This window comes from Noviherbaspirillum album, from assembly GCF_035916955.1.
In the GTDB taxonomy this organism is placed as follows: Bacteria; Pseudomonadota; Gammaproteobacteria; order Burkholderiales; family Burkholderiaceae_D; genus Noviherbaspirillum; species Noviherbaspirillum album.
The window spans coordinates 41,367-66,281 of sequence record NZ_JAWIIV010000017.1; the positions used below are offsets into that span (position 1 = coordinate 41,367).

Annotated in this window: 24 protein-coding genes; 17 read left to right on the plus strand and 7 right to left on the minus strand. The window is 60.1% G+C overall.

All coding sequences use genetic code 11. The annotated features are described in order from the left end of the window. The first annotated feature begins 12 nt into the window (after window positions 1–12). Window positions 13–2,211 (plus strand): TonB-dependent receptor, encoded by a 2,199-nt coding sequence (locus RY831_RS18990; RefSeq protein WP_326507955.1) that lies wholly within the window; start codon window positions 13–15, stop codon window positions 2,209–2,211. Window positions 2,212–2,551: 340 nt separating this feature from the next. Here RY831_RS18990 and RY831_RS18995 read toward each other — a convergent pair whose 3' ends face one another. Continuing rightward, on the minus strand, window positions 2,552–4,645 hold the full coding sequence (locus RY831_RS18995; RefSeq protein ID WP_326507956.1) for a TonB-dependent siderophore receptor: 2,094 nt from the start codon (window positions 4,643–4,645) through the stop codon (window positions 2,552–2,554). Between the two features lie 331 nt (window positions 4,646–4,976). Here RY831_RS18995 and RY831_RS19000 point away from each other — a divergent pair, with 331 nt between their 5' ends. The 4 genes from RY831_RS19000 to RY831_RS19015 are packed head-to-tail and all read left to right on the plus strand — an operon-like array spanning window position 4,977 to window position 8,016. Next, complete coding sequence (locus RY831_RS19000; RefSeq protein WP_326507957.1) at window positions 4,977–5,693, plus strand: cobalt ABC transporter substrate-binding protein; 717 nt, start codon at window positions 4,977–4,979, stop codon at window positions 5,691–5,693. A gap of 45 nt (window positions 5,694–5,738) precedes the next feature. Beyond that, the gene (locus tag RY831_RS19005; protein ID WP_326507958.1) at window positions 5,739–6,032 is read left to right on the plus strand and encodes a DUF3649 domain-containing protein; all 294 of its coding nucleotides are present in this window, start codon (window positions 5,739–5,741) and stop codon (window positions 6,030–6,032) included. Continuing rightward, on the plus strand, window positions 6,029–7,666 hold the full coding sequence (locus tag RY831_RS19010) for a PepSY-associated TM helix domain-containing protein (RefSeq protein WP_326507959.1): 1,638 nt from the start codon (window positions 6,029–6,031) through the stop codon (window positions 7,664–7,666). Before RY831_RS19005 ends, RY831_RS19010 begins: the two co-directional genes overlap by 4 nt. Beyond that, window positions 7,663–8,016 (plus strand): DUF3325 domain-containing protein, encoded by a 354-nt coding sequence (locus RY831_RS19015; protein ID WP_326507960.1) that lies wholly within the window; start codon window positions 7,663–7,665, stop codon window positions 8,014–8,016. Before RY831_RS19010 ends, RY831_RS19015 begins: the two co-directional genes overlap by 4 nt. A 66-nt stretch (window positions 8,017–8,082) precedes the next feature. Here RY831_RS19015 and RY831_RS19020 read toward each other — a convergent pair whose 3' ends face one another. Further along, window positions 8,083–8,640 carry a TetR/AcrR family transcriptional regulator gene (locus tag RY831_RS19020; protein WP_326507961.1) on the minus strand — a complete coding sequence of 186 codons (558 nt, stop codon included), beginning with the start codon at window positions 8,638–8,640 and terminating at the stop codon, window positions 8,083–8,085. Window positions 8,641–8,858: 218 nt separating this feature from the next. Between RY831_RS19020 and RY831_RS19025 the strand changes: the two genes are divergently transcribed. Further along, window positions 8,859–9,515, plus strand: a complete 657-nt coding sequence (locus RY831_RS19025) for an NAD(P)H-dependent oxidoreductase (RefSeq protein WP_326507962.1) — start codon at window positions 8,859–8,861, stop codon at window positions 9,513–9,515. Window positions 9,516–9,617: 102 nt separating this feature from the next. On the opposite strand, the gene RY831_RS19030 is transcribed toward RY831_RS19025, so the two are convergent. After that, complete coding sequence (locus RY831_RS19030) at window positions 9,618–10,598, minus strand: aldo/keto reductase (protein ID WP_326507963.1); 981 nt, start codon at window positions 10,596–10,598, stop codon at window positions 9,618–9,620. 251 nt (window positions 10,599–10,849) lie between these two features. On the opposite strand from RY831_RS19030, the gene RY831_RS19035 reads away from it, so the two are divergent. The 5 genes from RY831_RS19035 (at window position 10,850) to RY831_RS19055 (ending at window position 15,328) form a co-directional block, all read left to right on the plus strand. Continuing rightward, entirely contained in the window at window positions 10,850–12,187 is a 1,338-nt protein-coding gene (locus RY831_RS19035; RefSeq protein ID WP_326507964.1) for a flavin-containing monooxygenase, read from the plus strand. A 46-nt stretch (window positions 12,188–12,233) separates the two neighbouring features. Continuing rightward, on the plus strand, window positions 12,234–12,860 hold the full coding sequence (locus tag RY831_RS19040; protein ID WP_326507965.1) for a TetR/AcrR family transcriptional regulator: 627 nt from the start codon (window positions 12,234–12,236) through the stop codon (window positions 12,858–12,860). 70 nt (window positions 12,861–12,930) lie between these two features. Then, window positions 12,931–13,872 (plus strand): NAD-dependent epimerase/dehydratase family protein, encoded by a 942-nt coding sequence (locus tag RY831_RS19045; protein WP_326507966.1) that lies wholly within the window; start codon window positions 12,931–12,933, stop codon window positions 13,870–13,872. 308 nt (window positions 13,873–14,180) lie between these two features. Then, window positions 14,181–14,561, plus strand: coding sequence for a hypothetical protein (locus RY831_RS19050; RefSeq protein ID WP_326507967.1), 381 nt, complete (start codon window positions 14,181–14,183; stop codon window positions 14,559–14,561). Window positions 14,562–14,920: 359 nt separating this feature from the next. Continuing rightward, the gene (locus RY831_RS19055; RefSeq protein ID WP_326507968.1) at window positions 14,921–15,328 is read left to right on the plus strand and encodes a response regulator; all 408 of its coding nucleotides are present in this window, start codon (window positions 14,921–14,923) and stop codon (window positions 15,326–15,328) included. A gap of 421 nt (window positions 15,329–15,749) precedes the next feature. Here RY831_RS19055 and RY831_RS19060 read toward each other — a convergent pair whose 3' ends face one another. Continuing rightward, window positions 15,750–16,421, minus strand: coding sequence for an NAD(P)-dependent oxidoreductase (locus RY831_RS19060; protein ID WP_326507969.1), 672 nt, complete (start codon window positions 16,419–16,421; stop codon window positions 15,750–15,752). A gap of 141 nt (window positions 16,422–16,562) precedes the next feature. Between RY831_RS19060 and RY831_RS19065 the strand changes: the two genes are divergently transcribed. Next, on the plus strand, window positions 16,563–17,564 hold the full coding sequence (locus RY831_RS19065) for an AraC family transcriptional regulator (protein WP_326507970.1): 1,002 nt from the start codon (window positions 16,563–16,565) through the stop codon (window positions 17,562–17,564). A 69-nt stretch (window positions 17,565–17,633) separates the two neighbouring features. Here the strand turns inward: RY831_RS19065 and RY831_RS19070 are convergent, their stop codons facing one another. Then, on the minus strand, window positions 17,634–19,241 hold the full coding sequence (locus RY831_RS19070) for an alkaline phosphatase D family protein (protein ID WP_326507971.1): 1,608 nt from the start codon (window positions 19,239–19,241) through the stop codon (window positions 17,634–17,636). Between the two features lie 185 nt (window positions 19,242–19,426). Between RY831_RS19070 and RY831_RS19075 the strand changes: the two genes are divergently transcribed. After that, window positions 19,427–20,245 carry a ParB N-terminal domain-containing protein gene (locus RY831_RS19075; protein WP_326507972.1) on the plus strand — a complete coding sequence of 273 codons (819 nt, stop codon included), beginning with the start codon at window positions 19,427–19,429 and terminating at the stop codon, window positions 20,243–20,245. 17 nt (window positions 20,246–20,262) lie between these two features. On the opposite strand, the gene RY831_RS19080 is transcribed toward RY831_RS19075, so the two are convergent. Beyond that, window positions 20,263–21,864, minus strand: coding sequence for a class I adenylate-forming enzyme family protein (locus RY831_RS19080; RefSeq protein WP_326507973.1), 1,602 nt, complete (start codon window positions 21,862–21,864; stop codon window positions 20,263–20,265). Then, window positions 21,848–21,982, minus strand: coding sequence for a hypothetical protein (locus tag RY831_RS19085; RefSeq protein WP_326507974.1), 135 nt, complete (start codon window positions 21,980–21,982; stop codon window positions 21,848–21,850). The genes RY831_RS19080 and RY831_RS19085 overlap by 17 nt, the downstream gene beginning before the upstream one ends. Window positions 21,983–22,137: 155 nt before the next feature. On the opposite strand from RY831_RS19085, the gene RY831_RS19090 reads away from it, so the two are divergent. The 4 genes from RY831_RS19090 to RY831_RS19105 are packed head-to-tail and all read left to right on the plus strand — an operon-like array spanning window position 22,138 to window position 24,879. Beyond that, window positions 22,138–22,680, plus strand: a complete 543-nt coding sequence (locus RY831_RS19090) for a GbsR/MarR family transcriptional regulator (RefSeq protein WP_326507975.1) — start codon at window positions 22,138–22,140, stop codon at window positions 22,678–22,680. Beyond that, the gene (locus RY831_RS19095; RefSeq protein ID WP_326507976.1) at window positions 22,677–23,099 is read left to right on the plus strand and encodes a thiol-disulfide oxidoreductase DCC family protein; all 423 of its coding nucleotides are present in this window, start codon (window positions 22,677–22,679) and stop codon (window positions 23,097–23,099) included. Before RY831_RS19090 ends, RY831_RS19095 begins: the two co-directional genes overlap by 4 nt. A gap of 45 nt (window positions 23,100–23,144) precedes the next feature. Continuing rightward, the gene (locus RY831_RS19100; protein WP_326507977.1) at window positions 23,145–23,609 is read left to right on the plus strand and encodes a cell division protein; all 465 of its coding nucleotides are present in this window, start codon (window positions 23,145–23,147) and stop codon (window positions 23,607–23,609) included. Window positions 23,610–23,649: 40 nt separating this feature from the next. Beyond that, window positions 23,650–24,879 carry a TIGR01777 family oxidoreductase gene (locus RY831_RS19105; protein WP_326507978.1) on the plus strand — a complete coding sequence of 410 codons (1,230 nt, stop codon included), beginning with the start codon at window positions 23,650–23,652 and terminating at the stop codon, window positions 24,877–24,879. The last annotated feature ends 36 nt before the right edge of the window (window positions 24,880–24,915 follow it).

Here is a 24,915-nt window from a genome sequence, read left to right on the forward strand (position 1 = left end):
AACCCCATTTCCATGCAAACGCCCCAGTTCAAGAAGTCCTCCCTCAGCATCGCCATCACACTCGCCTTTTGCGGCGCCGCCGGCGTTGCCCGGGCTCAAACCGCAGAAGAAGCAAGCAAAGGCGAAACGGTATTGCCGACCGTACAAGTCAAGGCGTCAGCGGACGCGTCGTCCGCCGGCTTACCCGCCGAATATCGTGGTGGCCAGGTCGCCCGCGGCGGACGTCTCGGGTTGCTTGGCAATATCGACATCATGGATTCGCCATTCAGCAGCACTAGCTATACACAGGCCTTGATACAGGACCAGCAGGCGCGCAGCGTGGGCGATGTGCTGCAGAATGATCCGGGCGTTCGCGTCGCGCGGGGATTCGGCAATTACCAGGAGCTGTACGTCATCCGCGGCTTTCCCGTCAACTCCGACGATCTCGCCTATAACGGCCTGTATGGTTTGCTGCCTCGGCAATTCGTCAGCACCGAGCTGCTGGAACGGGTCGAGGTATTCCGCGGCGCCAATGCCTTCCTCAACGGTGCCGCTCCGGGCGGCGGCGGCATCGGCGGCATGATAAATCTCGTGCCCAAGCGTGCACCGAACGAACCCTTGACGCAGGCCACCGCAGGCATCGACAGCGGCGGCCAGAAATACATCGCCGCCGATACCGCTCGCCGCTTCGGACCGGATGGAAGCACGGGTATCCGCATCAATGCCGCGCATCGTGGCGGCGATACGGCGATCGACGATGAACGGCGCGAACTCAATCTGTTTTCCGTGGGCGTGGATCACCGCAGCCGCGACTTCCGTCTTTCCGCCGACGCCGGCTACCAGAATCACAAGCTTGACCGGGCGCGACCGAGCGTCGATGTTGCTGACGGCGTGGCCGTGCCTTCGGTGCCGAGGGCATCGGCCAACTATGCGCAGCCATGGTCGTATTCGGACGAGCGCGATGTCTTCGGCACCGTGCGCGGGGAATACGATCTGACGCAGGACGTCATCGCATGGGCGGCGGCAGGCACCCGGCGCGGCAGGGAAAACAATAGCCTCGCCAACCCCGAAGTGTTCAACGCAGCGGGCGACACGCACGCCTACCGCTTCGACAATGCCCGCAAGGACACGGTGTATACCGGCGAACTCGGCATCCGCGCCAAACTGCGCACAGGCTCCATCGGGCATACCCTGAGCGCGAGCGCATCGACGTTCCACGCCGAGGAACGCAACGCCTATGCGCTGAGCACTTTCAACGGCATCACCTCGAACCTGTATAACCCCGTTGCATCCGCCCCGCCCCCGGCGACCGCTGTCCTCGGCGGCACGCTTTCCGATCCTCTCGTAACCCGAAAGACCCGCCTCTCCAGCGTGGCACTGGCCGATACTCTGGCGCTGGCCGAGGGCCGCCTGCTGGTGACGCTGGGCGCACGCCACCAGACCATTCGCGAAGACAGCTATGACTATACGACTGGCGCAGGCACGGCAAGCTACGACGAGAGCGCCGTCACGCCGGTGGCAGGCGTGGTTTTCAAGGCAAGCAGCAAGCTTTCGTTCTACGCGAATTACATCGAGGCGCTGAGCAAGGGTCCTGTCGCCGGTGCGACTGCCCGCAATGCAGGCCAGGTGTTCGATCCATATCGTTCCCGGCAAAAAGAGATTGGTGTGAAATACGACGCCGGCAATTACGGATTGAGCGCTGCGCTGTTCACCACCAGCCAGCCGATGGGTTTGCTGGATCCGACCACGAACCTGTTCGGCATCGATGGCGAACAAAAGAACCGAGGCCTGGAGCTTTCCGTCTACGGTGCGCCGGCGCGAGGTTTGCGGCTGTTGGGCGGCGTAACGCTGCTCGACGCCAAGCAGGAACGCACCGGTCTGGGCACGACCGACGGCAATGACGTGATCGGCGTTCCCGATGTTCAGGCCAATCTCGGCGCGGAATGGGATGTGCCTGGCGTCAGGGGGCTGGCGTTGAATGGTCGCGTCGTTTATACGGCTTCGCAATATGCCGATGCGGCCAATACGCAGGAAGTGCCTGCATGGACACGCCTCGACGCCGGAGTGCGCTATGTCACGATGTTCGGCAAACAGGCCGTTACGCTGCGCGGCCAGATCGAGAACCTGGCGAACCGGCGCTATTGGGCTTCTGCAGGCGGATACCCCGGCGCAGGATATCTGGTCCAGGGTGCCCCGCGTACACTGGTCGTGTCGGCATCGCTGGACTTCTAAACCGCAGGTCACCCGTATCATTTCGCCTTCGTGCGGGTTGCCTCCTGCAACTCGCCGACGGCTGATTCGGCCAGCGTTCTATTGATCATCCATGAATTTCTAAACGCATCCGCGATGCGTGCTTCAATGCGTGCTTCATTTTAGGTCACGCAGCTCTATCGAATATTCATATCGCTTTCAAACGGAATATCTTGGCCTTAATGGACGGCGGCGCGGCGAGCGTCGATGCCGCAACGGTGCCGTCCGAATCCCCATGCACAATCCAGACGGCGGGCCGACATGAGTCGCCGGACCGCGCCTTGAATACGTCTTCAGGCATGGCCGGTGGTGCCGTCGACGCCTAAAAATCCCCGCGCAGCGTCACCATTACATTCCTGGGGTCTCCATAGTAATTGGCGATGCCCGTGGCCGCTATTTTCTTGTAGTAGACCTTGTCGAAAAGGTTGTTCACGTTGACCTGCAGTGAATAGTTTCTGTTGATTCGGTAGCCCAGCATTGCGTTGTAGACCGAATAGCCGCCTTGACGCGAGGTGATATTGCCTGCCGTGACGTAGGAATCGCTTTGAATCTGCATGCCGCCGCCAACGGTCAGCCCCGGGACGAGGCGATTCAGGCTGACCGTGCTGAACAGGCGGAACTGGTGCTTCGGATCGATGCTGCGCAGCGGCTGGCCGGTGTTGGCTGCCGTATCTCTGATGTGCTTGGTGCGGGTGTTGGTGTAGCCGCCGAACACCTGCCATCCGCGCGCCACCTCGCCGGCCAGTTCGAACTCCCATCCTTCGCTGCGCTGCTCGCCGCCTGCCACGCGGCAGTAACCGGTAAGGTTCGACGGAGGGCAAGGATTGATTGATGTCGTATCTTCAACGGATCTGCCCGTGTTGTTGATGCGGAACAGCCCCATCGAGGCATTGAGCCTGCCGTTGAGGAATTCGCCTTTCAGCCCTATCTCGTAATCCTCGCCGGTCACGGGATTCAACACGCTGCCGCTGGCATTCAAGACTGTCTGAGGAGTGAAAATCTCGGTATAACTCGCATAGCCGCTGATCTCTTTGGTAAAGTCGACCACCAGTCCTGCATACGGTGTGATTTCACCGTTGTTCTTGCTGCGGGTGACGACCGAGGCATTGGCCGGCGGTACGCGCGAATCGTACTCATACCAGCTCACTCGCGAACCGATGATGGCGGTGAGTGGATCAGTGATCGAAAACCGTGCCGTGGCGAAGATGCCTTGCTGGTCTATATAGACAGGTTTGCTCGGTGCAACACCCGACAGGTCAATAAACCTTTCCGCATAGGTCGAGTGCGGATCGAATGTGCGGATATCAACGGTCTGCGGGTACAGGCTGCCCCTGCCCCAGCTGTCGCGCGACTTGTTACGCACGGTTTCGGCCCCGACCACCAGTTCGTGTTTTCGGCCCAGAAAACCGAAGGGCCCATTGGCGGTTATCCCGGCTGAAATCTGGTCGCTCTGTGCACCGATGTATTGCGCCGACGCGACGCTGAACAGATAGGGATTGGTCGTGGAATTGCGCGTGAAATAAGTCTGTTTGAAGTCATTCAGCTTGAGCCTGGTATAGGCAGCGTTGGCCTTGATGGACCAGTCGTTGTCGAAACGGTGCAGCAGTTCGAGATATGCCTGCTGGTTTTCACGGTTCCATGTGTTCCAGTCCGATCCGAGATACGTGCTGCGCGGCAGGTTCAGCGAGCTGCCGTCAAAATTGCGCGGCAGGTTGCCCCATGCGCCGGTCGCCTTCAGGTCGGTGTGCTGCAGGCTTGCGGCAAGTGTGGTATTCGGGCCGAGGTCGGCTTCGACGACGCCGTAGAACACCTCCCGGTCCTCCTGCTTCACATCCTGGAAAAAGTCCTTCTTGTCCTTGACCGCGACAAAACGGGTCCGCACGGTACCTGCCTCGTTCACGGGCGTGGACACGTCCGCTTCCAGCCGGCGACGGTCCCAGGAGCCCGCACTCAGCTGAGCCGATCCCTGAAATGCCTTTGCCGGACGTTTGCGGACCAGGTTCACGGTTGCAGACGGGTTGCCCGAGCCGCGAATCATTCCGGACGCACCGCGCAGGATTTCAACCCGGTCCAGGACTGCTGTGTCCGGCTGAACGAACGCCGAGCCAGTCTGGTTGATGGTCAGCCCATCAATCTGCAATGCGTCGATTTGGAAGCCGCGCGAATGATAGGTGACGCGCTCGCTATCGGTATAGTCGACGGCAACGCCGGTCGTGTATTGCAGCACGTCATGCAGATCCATCGATGCGCGCTCGTTCATTACCTGCCGCGTTATCACGGTAACCGGCTGCGGAATATCGCGGATCGACTCTACGCCCTTGAATACGGTTGCGCCGCGCGTCGTGAATGAGCCGGAATTTTCGGTTGTGGCCGTGTCCGCATCCGCATTCGCGTTGACCGTGACGGTCGGCAGCATGGCGTCCTCCCCTGCTGCTGCTTTTGCTTCATTTGCTTCTTTTGCCGCCGTGCCCTGTGCCGTCTGGGCGTGACCCAAGGTTGAAGACAGAGGTGAAATCAGCATGGCGGTAGCGCAGAGTATTTCCACGCTTCGGCTACCGCGCCCTTTCTTCATTGACGGGATAGCCCGGGATCTCACCTTCTTGCGATGCATTACTTGCTCCTGTTTTTGTTTGTAAATGAGAATGCTTCGCATTATAATTCTCAATTATTAATTAGAACAATCTTTATTAATCGAAACGCGTCCCGCTTTTGTGTCTTGCATCGGCGGGAATACTTTAAGGTGCTCCATGAATAAATTGCTGCAGTTCGCCCTCGCCTCTTTTGTCTTTGTTGCGCCTATCGTCCAAGCTCACCAGGTATGGATCGAGCACGAGGGCAAGACGGCCACCCTGCAATTCGGCGAGTTCGCCGACAATCTGCGCGAGACCTCTCCCGGCCTGCTGGACAAATTTGTCGCCCCGACCGCGACGCTGCTCACTAAGGACGGCGAGCGGGCACTGAAACTCGACAAGACTCCGCAAGGCTTCGTCCTCTCGGGCACAGCGGCAACGGGAGAGTCGATCGTAGTGGAAGAAGCAAACTATCCGATCTTTGAAACCAACCGCGACGGCAAGGTGACCCGCACCGTCTGGACGCCCGCCGCACGGTACGTCACGGATTTCGCGGAACGGCAGCCTAAGCTGACGTTCGATATCGTCCCGGCCGGGCAGCCCGGACAGTTCAAGGTCTTCTACAAGGGCCAGCCCGCGCCCAAGGTAAAAGTGTCCGCCGTCATCCCGTCGGGCTGGACGAAGGAAGCGACCTCCAGCGAACAGGGACTCGTCGGCTTCGAGTTGCCCTGGAGCGGCGCTTATGTCATCGAAGCCCACTTCACCGACAAAGCTTCAGGTGAACGCGATGGAAAGCCGTTCGATACGGCCAGCTTCGTCACGTCATTGTCGTTTGTCCAGCCCAAAGGCATCGCAGCTGTCCCGGCCGGTCCTGCCGCCGCACCGGGCAAGTGATTTCCTTCGACAGACGCCGTGGGCATTCACGATGAGGATCTCGGCATGAAGCAACCGGGTGTTGCAACGCGTTACCGCTGCGGCGTGGCGATGCGGGCCGTCGCGGCCATCGGTGGCGGCTATCTGCTCGCCGCGCTCGCTTCGGCCGTGCTCGCCGCGGTTTTGCCAATGCCGCGTGCCGATGCTGCCAGCGTGGCCACCATGATGTCGTTCGCGATATACGCATGCGCGGTGCTGTGGGTATTCGCAGCGCGCAGTGCATTGCACGCATGGACTGGTGTGCTGGCAAGCGCTGCCCTGCTAGGCATGCTGTTATGGTTTTCCCGGAGCGTGCAATGAGAGACGGATTTCGCCAGTCGATCGCCTGGCTGCATACCTGGTCGGGGCTGCTCGTGTGCTGGGTCCTGCTGCTCATTTTCATGGCGGGCACCTCCTCCTACTACCGTGATGAAATTACGTTCTGGATGAAACCGGAGTTGCATGCCTCAGCAGCGGCGCCCGCCCCGGGTGTTGCCGCCGCGTCCCATGCCGTAAGGATCCTCCAGGAGCGTGCGCCTGGAGCGACCCGCTGGATCATCGACCTGCCGGACGGGCGCAGTCCCATCCTCAATCTCAACTGGACGATGCCCCCCGTGAAAGGGCAGACGCCGGCGGAGCGGCGCGCGGCATTCCGCAGGCAATCCATTGCGCTCGACCCTGCGACCGGCGCGGAAATACAAAGGCCGCGCGAAACGCGCGGGGGCGAATTCCTGTATCGGCTGCATTTCGACCTGTATTACATGCCGGCCATCTGGGGCCGCTGGATTGTAGGTTTCTGTGCGATGTTCATGCTGGTGGCGATCATCAGCGGCGTCATCACGCACAAACGGATCTTCAAGGATTTCTTTACCTTCCGCCCCCGGAAAGGCCAGCGCTCCTGGCTGGATGCGCATAATGCAACCGCGGTTCTAGCGTTGCCCTTCCACCTGATGATTACCTATACCGGATTGGTAACGCTGATGTTCATGTACATGCCGCTGCCGGGAAAACTCTTGTACAACGGCGACGACAAGGCGCTTCTCGCGGAAGTGTTTCCCAATAACGAACGCGGCAAACCGGCCAGGGTGGCCGCGCCCATGGCCGACATCGCGCCGATGGTAGAACAGGCCGTCCGGAAGTGGAGCGTGGATCCGGCGCGCATCTTCATCAATCATCCGGGCGACGCCAACGCCACTGTCCACTTCATCCGTCCTTCCGGCACACAGCTGTCGAACACGGAACCGTCGATGGTATTCAATGCGGCCACCGGGGCGTTGATTTCCGCAGACGAGGAAGTCAGCCGCGCATCCGCAGCGCGCCGCGGCTTCTATGGTTTGCATCTCGCGCATTTCGCCGATCCGTTGCTTCGGGCTCTGTTTTTCCTCTGCGGTCTGGCCGGCTGCGCCATGGTTGCCACCGGTGCCTTGCTCTGGGCGGTAAAGGAACGCCAGAAATCCGCAAAAGCAGTGGCCAACGGCGGGCGCCCAGGCTTCGGCGTGCGGCTGGTCGATAGTCTCAACATTGGGGCGATTGCTGGGCTGCCGATCGCTCTCGGCGCCTATTTTTGGGGCAATCGGCTTTTGCCGCTCACGCTGGAAGCGCGCACGGATGCAGAAGCAAGCTGCTTCTTTGCTGCCTGGGGCATCTCGGCGCTGCTCGCGCAAGTCAGTCCGACGCGCCGCATGTGGCAGATCCAGCTTGCCGCTGGAGGATTGCTGTTGGGTGGCATTCCCTTGATTAACGCACTGACCACGGATTTCCACCTCGGCGTGACATTGTTCGGCGCGCCGGGATTGCGCCCGGTGGCCGCATTCGATCTTGTAGCGATGGGATTGGGATTGATGCTCGCCTATGCCGCCCGTGTCGTGGGGCAGAAGAAGAATATGCTTTCGACGAAGCGGCGCGCACCCGCTCCGAGGGATGCCGAGACCCGTGCCGCGGAGTTAAGCGCATGAACCTTGTTATCGCAGCCGGCGCGGCGCTGGCATACGGAGGACTCGCCGCGATCAGTCTCACGATGGATCGCCATCATGCGGACATTCACGGCCGGGGAAAGGCGCAGGACCACCGTACGCGCCTGTCTTTTCTCTTGGCGGGATGGTCAGGAATCGCGCTGTCCTTCGTTGCCTGCATTGCCGCACACGGTTCTTATATCGGGCCCGTGTTATGGTGCGGCATGCTGACAGCGGCGGCCATCCTGCTGACCCTGCTGCTGCAATACGCGCCTCGCAAGGCGATGAAGCTGGCTTGGGTCAGCTATCCGCTTGCGCTCATCGGCGGCGCGCTATGGCTGTTGCCGGCATGAGCCACGCGCCCCTGAGGCGGGCCGGCGGCGAGCGGCGCTTGGAAAACTCCGCTTGCCTCGGCTCGATCAGGCTTGTGCCGCCGAACCGGCCTTGGCCATTCGGGCCACCATCGCCACGATGGTTTCAGACAATTCACTTTTTGCCTGCGTTTCCGAAATCTCTCCCGTTGCTGCAGCATGCGACAGCGCCTCGGCCGCGCCTAGCATGGCCCACAGTCCGGCTGGAGCGATAGTGCCGGCTCCGGCAAATGGTGTTAATGCCGCTCGGCATTTCTCCATGAACATCACCTGGCAGCCGCGCTTGATTTTTTCCAGTTCGGGCGAACCGGCCAATGCTGCAGTGACATCCGGTATTTCCCTACCCTGGACAAGAACGCAGTCGACATATGACGCTGCAATTGCGTCAGCCTTGCCAGTCAACGTGGGTTCGCTTGCTTGCAACGTTGCATCCATGATGACTGTCTGGCGTGCATCGAATTCCTGGAACAGGGCCGCCAGTAACGCCGAACGCGTAGCGAAATGGTCGTAAACCACGGGCTTTGCAATATCCGAACGCTCGGCCAGACGCCCGAGCGTTAGTGCATCGGTTCCCTCTTCCCGAACGATCCGCCATGCGGCGTCCACAAGCTGGCGATACCTTTCTTCCCTCGACAAACGGCGGCGAGGCTGTGGAACGGATGCCGCCTTGCTCTCCGTTTTGATCTCCGTATGACTCTCTTTTGCGCTTGACATATCAAGATACCAATCGTAACCTACTAAACGTATATACTATCAGTATATAACCCGTTGGAAGAGTATAGGCTACCTCTTTCGTTTGCAATCGGCAAATAGGAGAACTTGAAATGCATGCGCTCGTTGTTGTCGCTCATCCCAAACCAGAGTCATTCACGCATCACATCGCCGCAAGCCTCACGAGAGGTATCAAGGCAGCCAATCCGGCCGATACCTTCGAAATCGCGGACCTTTTCGCGGAGTCTTTCGACCCCCGATTCAATGCCGCAGATCATGCCGTCCACGACAGGATTGGTCCGGTTCCTGAAGACATCGCTGCAGAACAAGCGCGCATCGATCGTGCCGATGCGCTCGTGCTGGTCTATCCCATCTATTGGTGGTCAATGCCTGGACTGCTCAAGGGTTGGATCGATCGCGTTTTCGCCAATGGCTGGGCTTACGATTACAACCCGGATACTGGCCTGGTAAAAAAGCTTCGGCATCTCGATGTTCACCTCGTAGGCATTGGCGGAGGCGACGAGGGAACGTATGAACGGCACGGGTACTTCAACGCAATGAAAACCCAGATCGATCATGGAATCTTCGACTACTGCGGCGCGCGGGTCGTCACATCGCGGTTCCTCCTCGCTACGCAGCTTCAGGATCCCGCGGCTCACCTGGACGCCGCATTTGCCATCGGGCGCGGGCTCTTCAATCAGTCCTCCGACGGAAAAGCCGGCAAAGGTTCATCCGATTTGGCAATGGTTGCTGCGATGTCCGACCATTGATCCATCGGTATGCATTGAACCGCATTGCGCATTGGTCCGATACGGTGCGCAGCCGTGCGGCATGGCGGCTGCGCCCTTGACGGTCGCTCGGCCCCGCCCTGATCAGCTGAATCCCTGGACCGGATGCGGTACGTAAGGCTCTTCGAGCCGGCGAATTTCCTCGGCATCCAGCTTCAGCGACAGCGCCGCAACCGCGTCGTCAAGGTGCTCCATCTTGGTTGCGCCGATGATGGGCGCCGTGACCGGAGATTTCTGCAGCACCCAGGCCAGCGCAACCTGCGCGCGCGGCACGTTGCGCGCCGCGGCAATTTCCGCGACGCGCTCGACCACCTTGCGGTCATGCTCGACCGTCTTCTCGTAAAGCTTGCGGCCGAATTCGTCTGACTCCATGCGGGCGCTCCGCTCATCCCAGTCGCGGGTGAGCCGGCCCCGCGCCATCGGGCTCCAGGGAATGACCGCGATGCCTTCATCGGCGCACAGCGGCAGCATCTCCCGCTCCTCTTCACGGTACAGCAGGTTCAGGTGGTTCTGCATGCTGACAAAGCGCGTCCATCCATGCTTCTCCGCCAAGTGCAATGCCTTCGCGAACTGCCACGAATACATCGATGAGGCGCCGACATAACGAGCCTTGCCAGCCTTGACGACATCATGCAGCGCCTCCAGGGTTTCCTCGATCGGCGTGCCGTAATCCCAGCGGTGGATCTGGTACAGGTCTACATAGTCGGTGCCAAGCCGGCGCAGGCTTGCATCGATTTCCGCCATGATCGCCTTGCGCGACAAGCCCTGTCCGTTAGGTCCCTTGCGCATACGGCCATGGACCTTGGTGGCAATCACGACATCTTCGCGGGAGGCAAAATCCCTGAGCGCGCGGCCGAGGATTTCTTCGCTGGTACCGTCCGAGTAAACATTCGCGGTGTCGAAGAAATTAATGCCGAGGTCAAGGGCCTTCTTGATGAGCGGCCTGCTCGGCTCCTCCGGCAGCGTCCACGGATGGGTACCGCGCTGCGGCTCTCCATAGCTCATGCATCCAAGGCACAGGCGGGATACTTCAAGGCCGGTACGGCCAAATTTCACAGTGTTCATGCCGGGTATCTCCTCTATCGATTTCCTGTTTGCCATGATGCCTCATTCACAATGTCGCCGCTTGCGCATGCCGCCGAATCGAGTCGTGCGGAGAGACTGGACTTCCCCCTCAGCGCAAGCCTGATCATTCTTGAGTACCGGCAAGAATGAATCACTTGCGGCTAAAACTTAGCTTGCGGCTTTCCAACCTACCCAGTAGTATGTTTTTGACAGAAGCTACCAGCTACTCTAGGGAAGGCGGGTGAAGACGAATGGAAAACCACGGGAAGGACTGGAAAAATGTTCAACGGCCGACCGCAATGCCGGTGTGCATCATCGGTGCCGGTTCCTCCGGCGTCGCCGCCGCCAAGGCGCTGAAGGAAAAGGGCCTGCCCTTCGACTGCTACGAAATCGGTTCCAATATTGGCGGTATGTGGCGCTACCAGAACGACAACGGCCTGTCGTCGGCATATCGAAGCCTGCACATCGATACCAGCCGCAAGAACCTCGGCTACTCCGACTTCCCGATTCCTGATCACTACCCCGACTTCCTTTCCCATTTCGAAGTGCTTGAATACCTGGAGCGCTACGCCGAGCACGCCGGGGTGCGACAGCATATTCGATTCAAGACCAGGGTAGAGCGGGTGGCGCCGGAGGATGGCGCCTGGCGCGTTACGCTCGATGACGGTTCCAGCAAGCCGTATCGTGCCGTCATCGTCGCCAACGGTCACCTCTGGGATCCGCGCACCGTAGAATTCGACGGCAACTTCAGGGGCGAACAGTTGCATTCGCATCATTACAAGACGCCGGAGCCGTTTCGGGACAAGCATGTGCTCGTCATTGGCATCGGCAATTCCGCGGTCGACATTGCGGTCGACGTGTGCAAGGGGGCACGCAGCACACTGGTTTCCACGCGCCGCAGCGCCTGGATCATGCCCAAGTACTTCATGGGCTACCCGATCGACCAGGTTTCAGGTTTCATTGCGCGCAAATTTCGCCTGTCTACGCGGCTGACCCGGTCCATTGTCCAGCGGCTCGCTTATCTTGTCACCGGCGACCAAGCCCGCTTCGGCATTCCAAGACCACGCCACGAGATCTGGCGGGAACATGCAACGCTGAGCCAGGAGTTCATTCCCTACTGCGGGCACGGCTGGATACGGGTCAAGCCGAATGTCAGCAAGCTGCAGGGCGACCGCGTGCTGTTCGAGGACGGAAGCTGCGAACCGGTAGACGTCATTATTCAAGCCACCGGCTACAAGACCAGTTTTCCCTTCCTCGACCGCTCGCTGTTCGAGGTCAACGACGGCAAGGTGGAACTGTATCGCCGCATGCTTCCCCCTGCCCTTCCCGGTCTGTGCCTGCTCGGCCTGGTGCAGCCGGTCGGCCCGACCATACCCCTGGTGGAGGTGCAGGCACGCTGGCTGGCGTCCGTACTTGCGTGTGAAACGAAGCTGCCGCCGGCGCCGGTGATGGCGAAGGAAATCGAGTCGCATGGCGAGGCGGTGGCGCGCCAGTTTGTCGGCTCGGCCCGGTACACGCTGGAAGTCGATGCCCGGTCTTATTCGCGGAAGCTGAACAAGGACATGCAGACCGGGACAGCCGGAATCTGAGCCCCGCCACCATTAACCCGACCGTTTCATGACAGAGTTCCGCAACATGCCGACCGAACTTACACCCATTCAGGAGATTCTCCTCGTCGCCGCGGAATGCTTCATGGAGCGGGGATTCCATGCAACCAGCATCGATGATGTGGCGCGCCGCATGAATGCAACCAAGGGCAGGATCTATCATTACTATGCTTCGAAGACCGACCTGTTTTTCGGAATACATCGCGAAGGCATGGCCAGGCTGTTCGCCGCCGTCCAGCCGGCGCGGGAGACGGCGCGGCAGGCGGCGGGGGACGGAGCGGCAGTGCTCGGCGCCATGCTTCGCGCCCATGCGCTTGCGCTTTTCGAGCATCACGCATTCGAGAGCGTGGTCGTTCAAGGAGTGCAACTGCACCGCTTCGGCGCACTGACTCCGGGCCAGCGCAAGGAACTCGATGAATTGATTGAGAGCCGGGATCGCTTCGAGCAATTGTTCAAGGACCAGACCGATATCGCAAAGGCCGACGGCTCGGTTGGCGACGTGAATACATCGATCGCCGTCAAGACCATGCTGGGCGGCCTGCAGTGGTCCCTCATCTGGTACCGCCCGGAGAAGAACAGCAGCCTGGAGAACAGGGAATACCTGGCGGATCAGATGGTCGCCACGCTGCTTGAAGGCCTGCGCGCGCGGCCATGATCCCGAAGCCGCCTGACAAGGGAATGGCAGCGCCGCCCGATACACCATTTATTCATCTGAAAGCACGATCATGAGAATTCTCGTACTTGGCGCCGCAGGTTTCATCGGATCCCGCCTGGTGCAGGCGCTTTCGGGTTTCATGCCGGATGCGAGCATCGTCGCCAGCGACTTGCGGATGCCGATTGCGCCGGATGGCGTTCGCGGCATGCCCAATGTTGAATTCATCGGCGGCGACATGCTTGCACCGGGCCTGATTCCCTCGCTTTTCAAGCAACCTTTCGACGCCGTGTTTCATCTGGCCGCAGCACTGACCATTGACGCGGAAACTGCGTTCGAACGAGGCATGGATATCAATGTCCATGCCTTCATACGCTTGCTGGAAGCATGCCGCCTGCAAAATGGCACGGCACGGTTCATCTTCGCCAGTTCGGTATCGACCTTCGGCGGCGACCTGCCTGCGATCGTCGACGACCATGTGCATCAGAATCCGCAAACCTCGTATGGCACGCACAAGCTGATCGGCGAGCAGCTCATCAATGACTACTCCCGTCGCGGCTTCCTCGATGGCCGCTCGCTGCGGCTTCCCATTGTGCTCACGCATCCCGGCCCTCCCAGTGCAAGCGTGTCCGACCGCATTGCGTCGCTGATCCGGGATCCTTTCGACGGCAAGCGCGTATGCTGTCCGATCTGTCCCGACACGCCGCTGGCAGTCATATCGGTCGACAAAGTCATTGCGGCCATGCTGAGGCTGCTTGATGTCGAGGCCCATGCCCTTCAGCATACTCGCGCGATGAATATGCCGGCACTGACGGTAACGCCGCGTCAGATTGCCGACGCAGTTGCACGTCGGCTGCCGCCGCATTCTCCGGATTGGGTTGAATGGAAAGAGGATGCGGCGATACAGAGAGTCGTGGAAAGCTGGCCGAGCCGGTTCACCTCGGGGCGAGCCATTGCGCTCGGGCTCGAATCCGATGCTTCCATTGACGATATCATCAGCGCCTATTTGGCTTGAATCCAGGACATGTCGTCAGCCTCACGTTCCACCCCGGCTGGATTATTTGATGACGCGGCTCGGTTTCTCACTGGGGCCGATTCTGGTTGCCCTTTACCAATGGAGTCGGCGCGACGCAGTCGGGCCCTGCGAATTGAAGCGCCGCCGGGCGTCGCCCAAATGCCTGAGGACAATCACGCTCCGAATGAGCATTCCTGAGAACTCATTCAACTGAACTTGAACCACCCCTTTGAAGTCACACTTCTGCTTTGCCAATCTAGCAATGCCCAACGTCAATTCTTGAATGGCCGACTAAAAAGGAAAATCTCATGAAACTCGGAATCATCAAGCTATTCGCCATCGGCGCCCTTGGAACTGCCGTCCTGGCCGGTTGCGCTTCATCTTCCCCCACGCCGTCGTCATCCGTCGCATCATCCGCCTCCAGCCAGAGCGGCGTCAAAACCGGAAAAGTGACGGCCGTGGAAACCGTTGCCGTGGTCGACCAGGCACTCGTCGGAACCAGTTCCGGCAACAGTGCAGTCGTGACGACAGCGAGCGGGGGACCACAGGCCCTGACCGTTCAATTCAACGACGGTTCGGAAGGCAGATACGTCATCGAACGTCCGAATGTTACGCATACGGTTGGCGAGACAGTGCATGTGATCACCGACGGCGATCGCATCGGGATCATGCGGCCACAGTCAAAATAAAGTTCTCGTGACGCACGCCTCGATTGATTTGGTTCACGAGGCGTGACCTCCTGTGAACGTTCGACCCTTTCCATCAGGACAGCAAGCTCCGCCGGTGTTGTCCTGCGACGCTCTATAACCGGCATTACCGAATTTATCCGTCATTCATTGCCGCCAAGTGGGCATACGCCCCAGGTGGACATTCTTGAGCGACCAGAGCAATTGAAAGGCACAAGAAAGTTGCCACCTGGATCTGAAAATCCATTGCAACTGTTCAAGGTCAAACCATCCACTAGCGTTGCGTCAAGAAAGGGAATACTGAGGCCCAGGACCGGTCCATCAGTTTAACGGGCCATGTGCTCACGATTTGAGCAAACACAATGAAGCAGCACCTCTCCGCAGTACTCGTAGTCGAAGATGACCAAGACGCCAATCGCCTGGTGTGCGACATGATCATCGCCCTTGGCTATGATGTGTACAGTGCCACCACTGCAGAAGACGCCCTTGGCCTGCTTCGCCAAAAAAGCTTTTCCTGCCTGGTGGCTGATATACACCTGCCGGGCATGTCCGGCATTGAACTAGCCCAGATCGCGACCGAGATGCACCCGTGGATACATGTTGTATTTGCCTCGGGCAACGCTTATCTCGTCGCCGACAAGACCGATTTCCGCTTTGCGCTTCTCCCAAAACCGTACAAGCTGTCGCAGCTGAGAATGGCGATGGAGGATTTCCATGTTGATGCCGAAACGCATCCATCCGAATCAACGCCGATCCGGCGTACGCATTGACTTGCTGTTCCGATAAAAGGCGCGGGTCGCAGAACACTCTCCTTGCCAGTGCTCCGCTCGTATGTTCGTGCGTGGAGCAGCACAGACACCAATCACCTCCGGCCCCAGGTAAGTTGCGGTCACATTTGCTTACCTGCTTGATGCAATCGCTGCGAGGCTGCTGTTGTTCAAACTTAAGGATGTCATGTAGTTCAAATCATTGCATTAGATGAGGTGAACGATATGGATGGAGAAAATGTTATCGCCAATATCCTGCTGCTGACTTTTGCAGCCTCGGTGGCGTACTGGGCGTTTTTCTGAGACCGCGCGTCATGAGGTGATAATGCGGTTGAATCCGCTTTTCCCATGACCGATCGTTCGATTGCCTCTTGCCGCTTACCACGACCTGTCCGCGACCGCCAATACCGCCTTTACCGCCACCTTATGTCGTGGAAAGCGCAACCGATCTGCCGACATAGGTGTTGATGCCGGCAGCCTCTGCGAGGAAGCGCGCGACCTGCCCGCGGCTGATCTTCATCCGCCGCACTTTCCCGGCAGGCGAGAGAAACAGCTGTCCGTGAGCGTATCCATTCGTGAGATGGACCGGCTGCGCGATCACCCAGTCCAGCCCGCTTGTCCGAATAAGGCTTTCCTGTTTCTCGGTGTCGGCGATCTGGGGTTTCAGCAGCAACGCAAACATCAATTTCGTTGCAAGCGGCAGCTTGTTCCTCGACTCCCCCACGCCATAACTGGAGAGAACCACCAGCTTGCGTACCTGGTGCTTCCGCATCGCCGCGATGACGTTTCGGGTTCCAGCTGAACGCACGTCGAGAGGTGTATGCGAGCTCCCGAACAACCTGACCTGCACCGGATTTTCACTGATCCCGAGGGTCACGATCACTGCGTCCTGGCCCTGCACGGCCGACTCCACTTCCGTCGGGTTCATCGCGTTTCCATTGATAATCTTGAGTTCGGGGAAACGCGCCTGCAGCCGCTCGGCATGCCTCGCAAAGGCCGTGACTTCATGTCCCTGCGATAACAGTTGTTCGACCACGGCGACTCCCGAACCACCCGTTGCGCCAACGACCAGCACCTTCCTTGCCTTGGTATCCATGAGGTTTCTCCTTTATCGGATTGATGGTGCCAAGTGTGGGACTTTGCATTAGGATGATCAATGATCAAGAGTCGCGAACTCTTGATCATTCGTCCAGCTATTTCGAGAATTGACACCTCGAGCGACGGCAAGGAGCCGGTAATGAATCCTGAAGACGCCTGGAACAACATTGATCCGCTCGGCGAGGCGCTGCATTTCCTGCGCATGAGCGGCACGTTCTACTGCAGGTCGGAATTAAGCGCACCCTGGGGGTTGAATATGCCGCCAATGAAGGATTGCCTGATGTTTCACTTCGTGACCTCCGGCAGTTTCTGGCTGGAGGCGGGAACCAGGCGCTGCCGCCTGCAGCCAGGCAGCCTGGCGCTCGTGCCTCATGGCGCGGGCCACGTCTTGCTGAGCGAGATCGGCGCGGTACCGGCACGCCTCTTCGACTTGCATCGCGAAAACCTTAGCGACCGCTATGAGATCCTGCGGCATGGCGGTGGCGGCACCGCGATGACGCTCATCTGCGGCGCGGTCCGCTTCGATCATCCGGCAGCGCATCGGCTCCTGATGCTCCTGCCGGACCTGATTGTGGTCAGCGCATCGAATTCGCCCGACGAGGATGGAATCCGGAGTGTGCTGCGGCTCATGGCAGCCGAAGCCGCGGCAATGCGGCCAGGGGGAGAAACCATCGTGACCCGGCTGGCGGACATTCTCGTGATCCAGGCGATCCGTTCCTGGATCGAACGGGACCCCGATGCCCGGACCGGATGGCTGGGCGCACTCCAGGACAGGCAGATCGGGCGGGCGCTGACTCTGGTTCATCGCGATCCTGCGCGGGCCTGGACCCTGGCATCGCTGGCGGAGGAAGCCTCGATGTCGCGCTCGGCGTTCGCGGCCCGCTTCAAGGCGCTCGTCGGCGTGCCGGCGATGCACTACGTCGCCCAATGGAGGATGAACCTTGCGGCGTCCCAGTTGAGGGAACGCAGCGAAGGCCTCGCAAGTTTGGCCGGCCGCCTCGGTTATCAGTCGGAGGCCGCGTTCAGCCGGGCGTTCAAGCGTTTCATGGGCGTTCCGCCCGGTGCGATTCAACAAGCTGCGGCCCGGACCGGCGGCAATGATGTGCAATCCCTGGCCGAACAAGGCGGGCGGCGCGACTAGCGGCTGCACATAGCGGCTGCATCGAGCGCAAAGCGCACCGCTCACCGCTGGTCGCGCACGGCAATCGCCTCAGCCCTGCTGCGGCTCCAGCGTTTTTCTGAACTGCGACACGCCATCGAGATTGATCAGGTCGACCGAGAACGTCCTGGTCTGCGGATCGATATTCACTTCGCCGAAGAACTGGAAGCCCGCGAACGGCGATGCGGCCTGTACCGTCGGCCCTTGCTGATAGACGACGCTGGGGCCGAATGTCATGTCGAGTTTGTTCGGACCGAAGGAACCGGCATTCATCGGCCCCGCGACGAATTCCCAGAAACCGGTGAAATCGCTGAATTTTGCATTGGCCGGGTCGTAGTAATGCGCGGCGCAGTAATGCACATCCGCGGTAAGCCACACCACGTTCCTGACCGTACGGATGCTCTTGAGGAGCCGTGCGATTTCCAGTTCGCGCCCCGAGGCCGCGCCGTCGTCCCCGTTGCCGATCGCCTCCCAGCGGTCGTTGCCCTGGGCATCCTTGCCGTCCGGCACATGCAAGCCGATAGGCATGTCGGCGGCGATGACTTTCCAGGTCGCGCCCGAGGCGAGCAGTTCCGACACGAGCCAGTCCAGTTGTTGGTTGCCGAGGAAGGCGGTTGCATCGCTCTCCGTCAGCTGGCGGTTGGCGGTATTCGGCCCGCGATAGCTGCGCATGTCGATCACGAACACGTCCAGCAGCGGCCCGTAGGAAATCTTGCGATAAAGGCGCGATGCCTCCTTCTGCTTGTAAAAGCGCATCGGCGCATACTCGAGAAACGCCCGCTGTCCCCTCGCTGTCAGCAAACCGACATCCTTGACCTGATAGCGCGCATCCGTGCTCAGGTCCTTGGCGGAACTATAGTTGTTGGTGACTTCATGATCGTCCCACTGCCAGATTTGCGGCACTTCTGCGCTGAAATTGCGGCAGTGGACGTCCATCAGGTTGTAGGCATGGCGGCCGCGAAATTCCTTCAGCGTTTCAGCAACCTTGCTCACCTCTTCGGTGACGATGTTTTTCCAGACGCGTCCGTTCTCGGCAGTGACTTCAGGGAGGATCGGGCCATCGGCATAGACGGTATCGCCGCTGTGGATGAAGAAATCCGGATTGCGCCTGCGCATGGCGTCATAGATTTTCATGCCACCGAATTCCGGGTTGATGCCCCAGCCCTGACCGGCATTGTCGCCGCTCCAGTGAAAACGCAGCGGCCGCCCGCCGTGCAGCAGCGGCGCGGTGCGAAATTGCCCGAGCTGCGTTTCGCTCGCAATCTTGTGATGATGGGGATCCACATAGCTGACGCGCAGGAATACCGTCTGCCCGGCCGGCAAGCCGGACAGGTCGACGCGGCTGGTGAAGTCAGACTCTTCGGTTGCAAACGGGCCCATCAAACGGCGTGCGTTGCGGAAACTGTCGCTTGTATCGTATTCGACAACCATGCGCGCGAGGCGGTCGCTGCGTCCCCAGACGATGGCCCGGCCATCGCTTACGTCACCGATCTGTATGCCGGAAGGCATGCCTGGCCGTTCCTTCGCGCTTGGGACTACCATCGGCGCGCCGGTTGAAGCGGCATGGGCGATCAGGGGAAGCGTGGATGTCAGTGCGGAGGTGCCGGCCAGTGCCGCGGTGCCGGTCAGGAAACGTCGACGTGATGAAGATGCATTCATGGCTGCTCCGGTGATGGACGAGCGCTCATCTTAGGAAGGCAATATGACCTCGGTATGAATCCGCCAAGCCCCCGCCATTGCACCCTGGCACGCTGCCATACCGGCATTTCCTGCAGGCGACGCCAGGCAGCGCGCATGTGTGTACACTACCGCGAATTTGTTTTGTCTCGAATTGACCGCGAACCATGACCATCAAGATCAGTGAAGAACTGCGAGCCTATATCGATCCGCTGACCGAAGACGAATATGCCGCACTGGAGAGCAGCTTGCTGGCGGAGGGATGTCGCGATGCGCTAGTGCTGTGGGGCGATCTGCTGGTCGACGGACACAACCGCCATGGCATCTGCCAGAAGCATGGCATTCCCTTCACGACCGCGCAGAACACCAACTTCAGGAGCATGGAAGACGTGCACCTCTGGATGATCGACAATCACCTCGGGCGCCGCAGCGTGTCGGATTTCCAGCGCGGGGTCCTTGCCCTGCGCAGGAAGGAAATTCTGTCCGCGCGGCAGGCGCAAAAGCAGGCGGAGGAAACTTCGGAAGCCGTTCAGTCCACGGCGAACGCGGCGGAGCCTGTCGAAGCCGCGCCGCCATTGACACGCGAAGCGATCGCGCGGGCGGCACGGGTAAGCAGCACGACGCTTGGTCAGATCGAGAAAATACAGAAGACCGCCGCGCCCGAACTGGTCAGCGCGGTGAAGACCGGCGTAATCTCGATCAATGCGGCGGCGACGGTTGCATCCCTGCCGGTTGAGGAACAGGTCGCCGCGGTCTCGGGAGGAAAGAAGGAATTGCGCAAGGCCGCGAGGCAGATTCGGGAAGCCAGGACTGCCCCGCCGAAATCGGCGCCGCCTGCGCCGCTGCCGGACAACGCCACGCCCGAGCAGCTGACCATACACCGCCTGCAGCTGGAGGTCGCCGAACTGACGGCCGAGCGCGACCAGCTCAAGACAAAGATCCAGCACTTGACCATTGCGCTTGCCGAGGCCCGCGCCAAGAACTAGAACGGCTTGTCGAAAGCCTAACCGCCAGCCCGCAACAGCATTTCCCGCAAATCCCGTTTGAGCAGCTTGCCATTGGGATTGCGCGGCAAGGGTTCCGACTGGATGGTGAATCCTTCCGGCACCTTGTAATCCGCAAGCCGCTGCGCGCAAAATGCAGACAGCTCCCGTTCAGTGACGGGCGAGGCAGCGGATACGAACACATGGACGCGCTCACCCAGCACCGGACAGGGCTTGCCGACCACCGCTGCCTCGATCACTGCCGGATGCGCCACCAGAACATTCTCGACTTCGACGCTGTAAATCTTGTAGCCGCCGCGATTGAGCATGTCCTTGCGGCGGTCGAATACGGAAAGGTAGCCGTCTTCATCCAGGCTGCCGATGTCGCCGCTGTGCCAGTAGCCGCCGGTGAAACTTGCCGCGGTCGCGGCGGGATTTTCCCAGTAGCCTTTCACCACCATCGGCCCGCGCAGCCAGACCTCGCCCGCTTCCCCGCAAGGCAGTTCGCGCCCGGCCTCATCGACGATCAGGACATCGCCGCACGGCACGGCCCGTCCGACGCTTTCCCCACGCATTCCCGCATCGCCGGGCAGGGTCATGGTAGCCGGCGACGCGGTCTCGGTTGCGCCATAGGCATTGATCAGGGTCAGCCGCGGAAACCGCTCCGCCATGGAGTGTATCGATGCAAGCGGCATCGGCGCGCCGCCGTAGCCGCCGATTCTCCATGCGGCAAGGTCGTACTTGCCGATGTCGTTCTGCATCAGGCACAGGTTGTACATTGCCGGCACCATGATGGTGGCGGTCATGCGCTCGGATTCGGCCAGCCGCAGAAAATCGGTTGCCCTGAATTCCGGCATTACAATCAGTGCGCCGCCGCAGCGCACCGTTGCCAGCATCAGTGCCACCAGGCCGGTGACATGGCTGAGCGGCACCACCACTGCAAGCCGGTCCCGTTCATCGAGACCCAGCACCAACTCGTAATGCATGACCGAATGGACAATGTTCAGGTGCGTGAGCATGGCGCCCTTCGGCTTGCCGGTCGTGCCTGAGGTGTAAAGGATAGCGGCCACGTCCTCTTCCTCCATTGCCGCCGGCTCGCGCAATGGTTCGGCTTGAAGCAAGATGGAGAAGTCTTCCGAGCCCGTGCAGGGATCTGCGGTGAAGCGGTGCCGCACCGTCGGCGCATGCGTGACGGGAGGCAGCAATTCTGCCAGTGCGCCATCGTGAATGACCGCGCACGCGCCGCAGTTATTAAACAGATAGGTCAGGCCCGGCGTCTTTTCCCGGGTGCTGACCGGTACGATCACCGCGCCAATTGCAATGACGCCGAGCGCAGCAATCACGAATTCACTCCTGTTGCCGAGCAACAGCACCACGCGATCCCCTTTGCCGATTCTTCTTGCCGCCAGGCTTGCGCCGACGCGCAGCGCGGCGTCATGCAACTCTCGCCACGACAGGCGCACTGCGCCGCAGACCAGCGCTTCTGCCTCGCCTCGGCGCGCGACGGTTTTCGTCAGCATTGCATGAATGCTGTTGGGCCGCTTGCTGAAACAGCGGACGACCCGGTCGCCGAAATGGGATTCAAGTCGCATGGCAAATGCATTGTCATCGTTCTGGCTCATCGAAATCTCCACTGGCTTCATCAAGCGCCTTGTCGGCTTCCTGCCCCGCGAATGCACGAAAGAGTGCAGTGAATTTATCGTATTGCACGCAATTGCCTTCGATCTTGTGCCAACTCATCAGCTACGGCATTGGCGAAGCCAGCTACGGCATTGGCGAAGCTGGCAGACAAAGTCGGTTTTGATGTTCAGTCCGCATGCATTCCGCGAAATCTCGGTTGACTTTCTTTTCTGTATGTTCTTTAATTTCAGTAAATACAGAAATAAAGGAAAACAATGAAGACCAGTGCCACCGAGCAGAAATTCATTCTTCACTGGGGAGAGATGGGTACACGCTGGGGCGTCAACCGCACCGTGGCCCAGATTCATGCCCTTCTGTACCTTTCCGAAAAACCCCTGACTGCCGATGACATCGTCGAGACATTGGGCGTGGCACGTTCCAACGTCAGCAACAGCCTGAAAGAACTGCAAAGCTGGAAACTCGTCAAGGCCACTCATGTCCTTGGCGACCGGCGGGATCATTTCGTCGCCCTTCAGGATGTCTGGGAAATCTTCCGGGTCATTATCGAAGAGCGCAAGCGTCGGGAGATCGATCCGACATTGACCGTGCTGAGGGAATGTGCGATCGAAGGCACCCAGGATCCGCAGATCGATGCTGCCGTTCTCAAGCGTATGCAGACCGTGCTGGATTTTCTCGAAATGCTGAGCACGACTTATCACGACTACCAGAATCTGTCGCCCCAAACGCTGCAGCGCTTCCTGAAAATGGGCGGCCAGGTTGCCCGACTGCTCGGTCCGAATGACAAGGAACCATCATGACGAAGCTACCTGCATTGACCCTGTATTTTGACGGCCGCTGCCCGTTCTGCGCATCGGAAATGCGCCGGCTGATGCATTGGAACCAGGCGGACCACCTGGCATTCGTCGATATCTCGCAACCAAATTTTGATCCTTCTCCTCTCGGCGTGGATCTGGCAGCCCTGAACCGGGAATTGCACAGCACCACGGGCGACGGCAGGCTGCTGGTGGGCATCGACAGCATGCTTGCCGCCTATACGCTGGTTGGCCGAGGATGGCTGGTATGGCCGCTGCGGGTACGCGTCCTACGTCCGCTTCTAGCTGCCTGCTACCGCAGGTTCGCACGGCACCGGTACTGGATTTCTTCTCGACTCGGGTATCGGCTGCCGCCTGAGTGCCGTGACGGAGTGTGCAGCGTCAGCAGTCCGTTCCTTAAGTAACGCGGCACCCGGCTCGAATATTCAGCAAGCCTACAGGGAGGCAACATGACACGTTACCGGACACGCCGTTACCTGATCCGCTGGCTATACGCGGTTGCGATTTTCCATTGTATTGTCGGCGCCCTGCTGCCTTGGGTCGCGGATGCCGCGCTGTTCGAAGGCTATCATCGCAGCATCGAGACGGCATTCTGGCAGGCGGCGGCGCCCGGCGAAGCAAGAAACCTGCAAACCTGGTGGATATCCCTGTTCGGACCGACCATCCAGGCAATGTCGCTATGGATGATGGCGCTAATCGGGCTGGCAGCCCGCCGCAGCGATGCGCGCATCTGGTTGTGGCTGATCGCCGGCCTTGCGATCTGGGCTCCTCAGGACATGCTGGTATCCCTGCGGGCCGGCTGCTGGATTCATGTCTGGATCGACAGCATCGCGCTGATCGCCATGCTACCGCCGCTTTTTTGGCTGCACCGGCATGACGCCGCACATCGGTCTTTCCGCGCCGAACGGCATTGACCCGTTGTCTCATTGACTCGTAAACCATTAGGGGCACCACATGAACGCAAGCCGCTGCGCACAAGGACCTCATCCTTCGGAAGGGGAATTATTCAAGAAGACGCTCGGTCCGGAATGGAAGCTGCTGCATCCAGACATCAGACGACGCTTCGACCGGAACCCGCTCCCCGGCAGACCGCTGCATTACACCGGCACGACGGGTGCTTTCCTCGCGCAAGTCGCCGCCGGAGTAGGAGTGGCATTGTCCGGCCTGCGGGATGCCGCTGCCGCGTTCCGCCTCAAGCGGATTGAAAAGGACATGCACAGCGTATCGCCGATATCCTTTTGCGACACCGCACAGTCGGTATTGGTGACCGGCGCAACCGGATTCATCGGGCAGCACCTGGTGCGCGCCCTGCTCAAGGACGGCCATCAGCTTACGGTTCTCACGCGGCGTCCGAAGCAGGCAGCGTGGATGTTTGACGGCAAGGTACGCTGCATTGAATCCATGGCCGATCTGCCTGCCTCCTGCCGGGTCGACGTCATCATCAATCTGGCCGGTGCCAGGATCCTCGGCTCGCGATGGACTGACAAGCGCAAGAAGGAATTGCGTCGAAGCCGAATCGGCGTGACGCAGAGTGTCGTCGACTGGGTCGCGGAGGCAACGCACAAGCCGGCACTGCTGCTGTCGGGGTCTGCCATCGGCTACTACGGCATACAGGACATCGGCGACCAGACGGTGCTGGATGAAACCGCGGCTTCGCAACCCATGTTCATGTCCGACTTGTGCCGGGAATGGGAAGATGCCGCGAAGGCTGCCGCCGCGCATGGAGTACGGGTCGAATGCATGCGCTTCGGGCTGGTCCTCGGACGGCAGGGAGCGCTGCCGATGATGCTGATGCCGATTCTCTTGGGTATCGGCGGCCGGCTTGGCAGCGGCCGGCAATGGCTGTCCTGGATACACGTGGAGGACGTCCTGGGCGGAATCGCCCATCTATGGAAACATCCAGGAATGGATGCGGCCCCTGGCGGGCAGACGTCGGAACACATTGGCGTTTCCAATTTCACCGCGCCGGAATGCGTCAGCCAAAAGACATTCAGCGAAACGGCGGCGCGCATCTGGAGGCGTCCGTGCTTCCTGCCGACGCCGGGCGGGCCGGTGCGCCTGATGCTGGGCGAACAGGCAGACTTGCTGCTGGAGGGTCAGCGTGTCTTCCCGGGCCGGCTGCGGCGTGAAGGATTCGAGTTCCGTTATCCTGAACTGGCCCAGGCGCTGCAGAGCCTGAAGTGAAAAGGCAGGCCGGCGCGTATGCACACATTGGGACAG

Excerpts from the sequence above, each read along its gene's own strand:
- RY831_RS18990 (WP_326507955.1), top strand. The coding sequence starts at position 13 with ATGCAAACGCCCCAGTTCAAGAAGTCCTCCCTCAGCATCGCCATCACA.
- RY831_RS18995 (WP_326507956.1), bottom strand. The coding sequence starts at position 4,645 with ATGCTGCCGACCGTCACGGTCAACGCGAATGCGGATGCGGACACGGCC.
- RY831_RS19000 (WP_326507957.1), top strand. The coding sequence starts at position 4,977 with ATGAATAAATTGCTGCAGTTCGCCCTCGCCTCTTTTGTCTTTGTTGCG.
- RY831_RS19005 (WP_326507958.1), top strand. The coding sequence starts at position 5,739 with ATGAAGCAACCGGGTGTTGCAACGCGTTACCGCTGCGGCGTGGCGATG.
- RY831_RS19010 (WP_326507959.1), top strand. The coding sequence starts at position 6,029 with ATGAGAGACGGATTTCGCCAGTCGATCGCCTGGCTGCATACCTGGTCG.
- RY831_RS19015 (WP_326507960.1), top strand. The coding sequence starts at position 7,663 with ATGAACCTTGTTATCGCAGCCGGCGCGGCGCTGGCATACGGAGGACTC.
- RY831_RS19025 (WP_326507962.1), top strand. The coding sequence starts at position 8,859 with ATGCATGCGCTCGTTGTTGTCGCTCATCCCAAACCAGAGTCATTCACG.
- RY831_RS19030 (WP_326507963.1), bottom strand. The coding sequence starts at position 10,598 with ATGAACACTGTGAAATTTGGCCGTACCGGCCTTGAAGTATCCCGCCTG.
- RY831_RS19035 (WP_326507964.1), top strand. The coding sequence starts at position 10,850 with ATGGAAAACCACGGGAAGGACTGGAAAAATGTTCAACGGCCGACCGCA.
- RY831_RS19040 (WP_326507965.1), top strand. The coding sequence starts at position 12,234 with ATGCCGACCGAACTTACACCCATTCAGGAGATTCTCCTCGTCGCCGCG.
- RY831_RS19045 (WP_326507966.1), top strand. The coding sequence starts at position 12,931 with ATGAGAATTCTCGTACTTGGCGCCGCAGGTTTCATCGGATCCCGCCTG.
- RY831_RS19050 (WP_326507967.1), top strand. The coding sequence starts at position 14,181 with ATGAAACTCGGAATCATCAAGCTATTCGCCATCGGCGCCCTTGGAACT.
- RY831_RS19055 (WP_326507968.1), top strand. The coding sequence starts at position 14,921 with ATGAAGCAGCACCTCTCCGCAGTACTCGTAGTCGAAGATGACCAAGAC.
- RY831_RS19060 (WP_326507969.1), bottom strand. The coding sequence starts at position 16,421 with ATGGATACCAAGGCAAGGAAGGTGCTGGTCGTTGGCGCAACGGGTGGT.
- RY831_RS19065 (WP_326507970.1), top strand. The coding sequence starts at position 16,563 with ATGAATCCTGAAGACGCCTGGAACAACATTGATCCGCTCGGCGAGGCG.
- RY831_RS19070 (WP_326507971.1), bottom strand. The coding sequence starts at position 19,241 with ATGAATGCATCTTCATCACGTCGACGTTTCCTGACCGGCACCGCGGCA.
- RY831_RS19075 (WP_326507972.1), top strand. The coding sequence starts at position 19,427 with ATGACCATCAAGATCAGTGAAGAACTGCGAGCCTATATCGATCCGCTG.
- RY831_RS19080 (WP_326507973.1), bottom strand. The coding sequence starts at position 21,864 with ATGAGCCAGAACGATGACAATGCATTTGCCATGCGACTTGAATCCCAT.
- RY831_RS19085 (WP_326507974.1), bottom strand. The coding sequence starts at position 21,982 with ATGAGTTGGCACAAGATCGAAGGCAATTGCGTGCAATACGATAAATTC.
- RY831_RS19090 (WP_326507975.1), top strand. The coding sequence starts at position 22,138 with ATGAAGACCAGTGCCACCGAGCAGAAATTCATTCTTCACTGGGGAGAG.
- RY831_RS19095 (WP_326507976.1), top strand. The coding sequence starts at position 22,677 with ATGACGAAGCTACCTGCATTGACCCTGTATTTTGACGGCCGCTGCCCG.
- RY831_RS19100 (WP_326507977.1), top strand. The coding sequence starts at position 23,145 with ATGACACGTTACCGGACACGCCGTTACCTGATCCGCTGGCTATACGCG.
- RY831_RS19105 (WP_326507978.1), top strand. The coding sequence starts at position 23,650 with ATGAACGCAAGCCGCTGCGCACAAGGACCTCATCCTTCGGAAGGGGAA.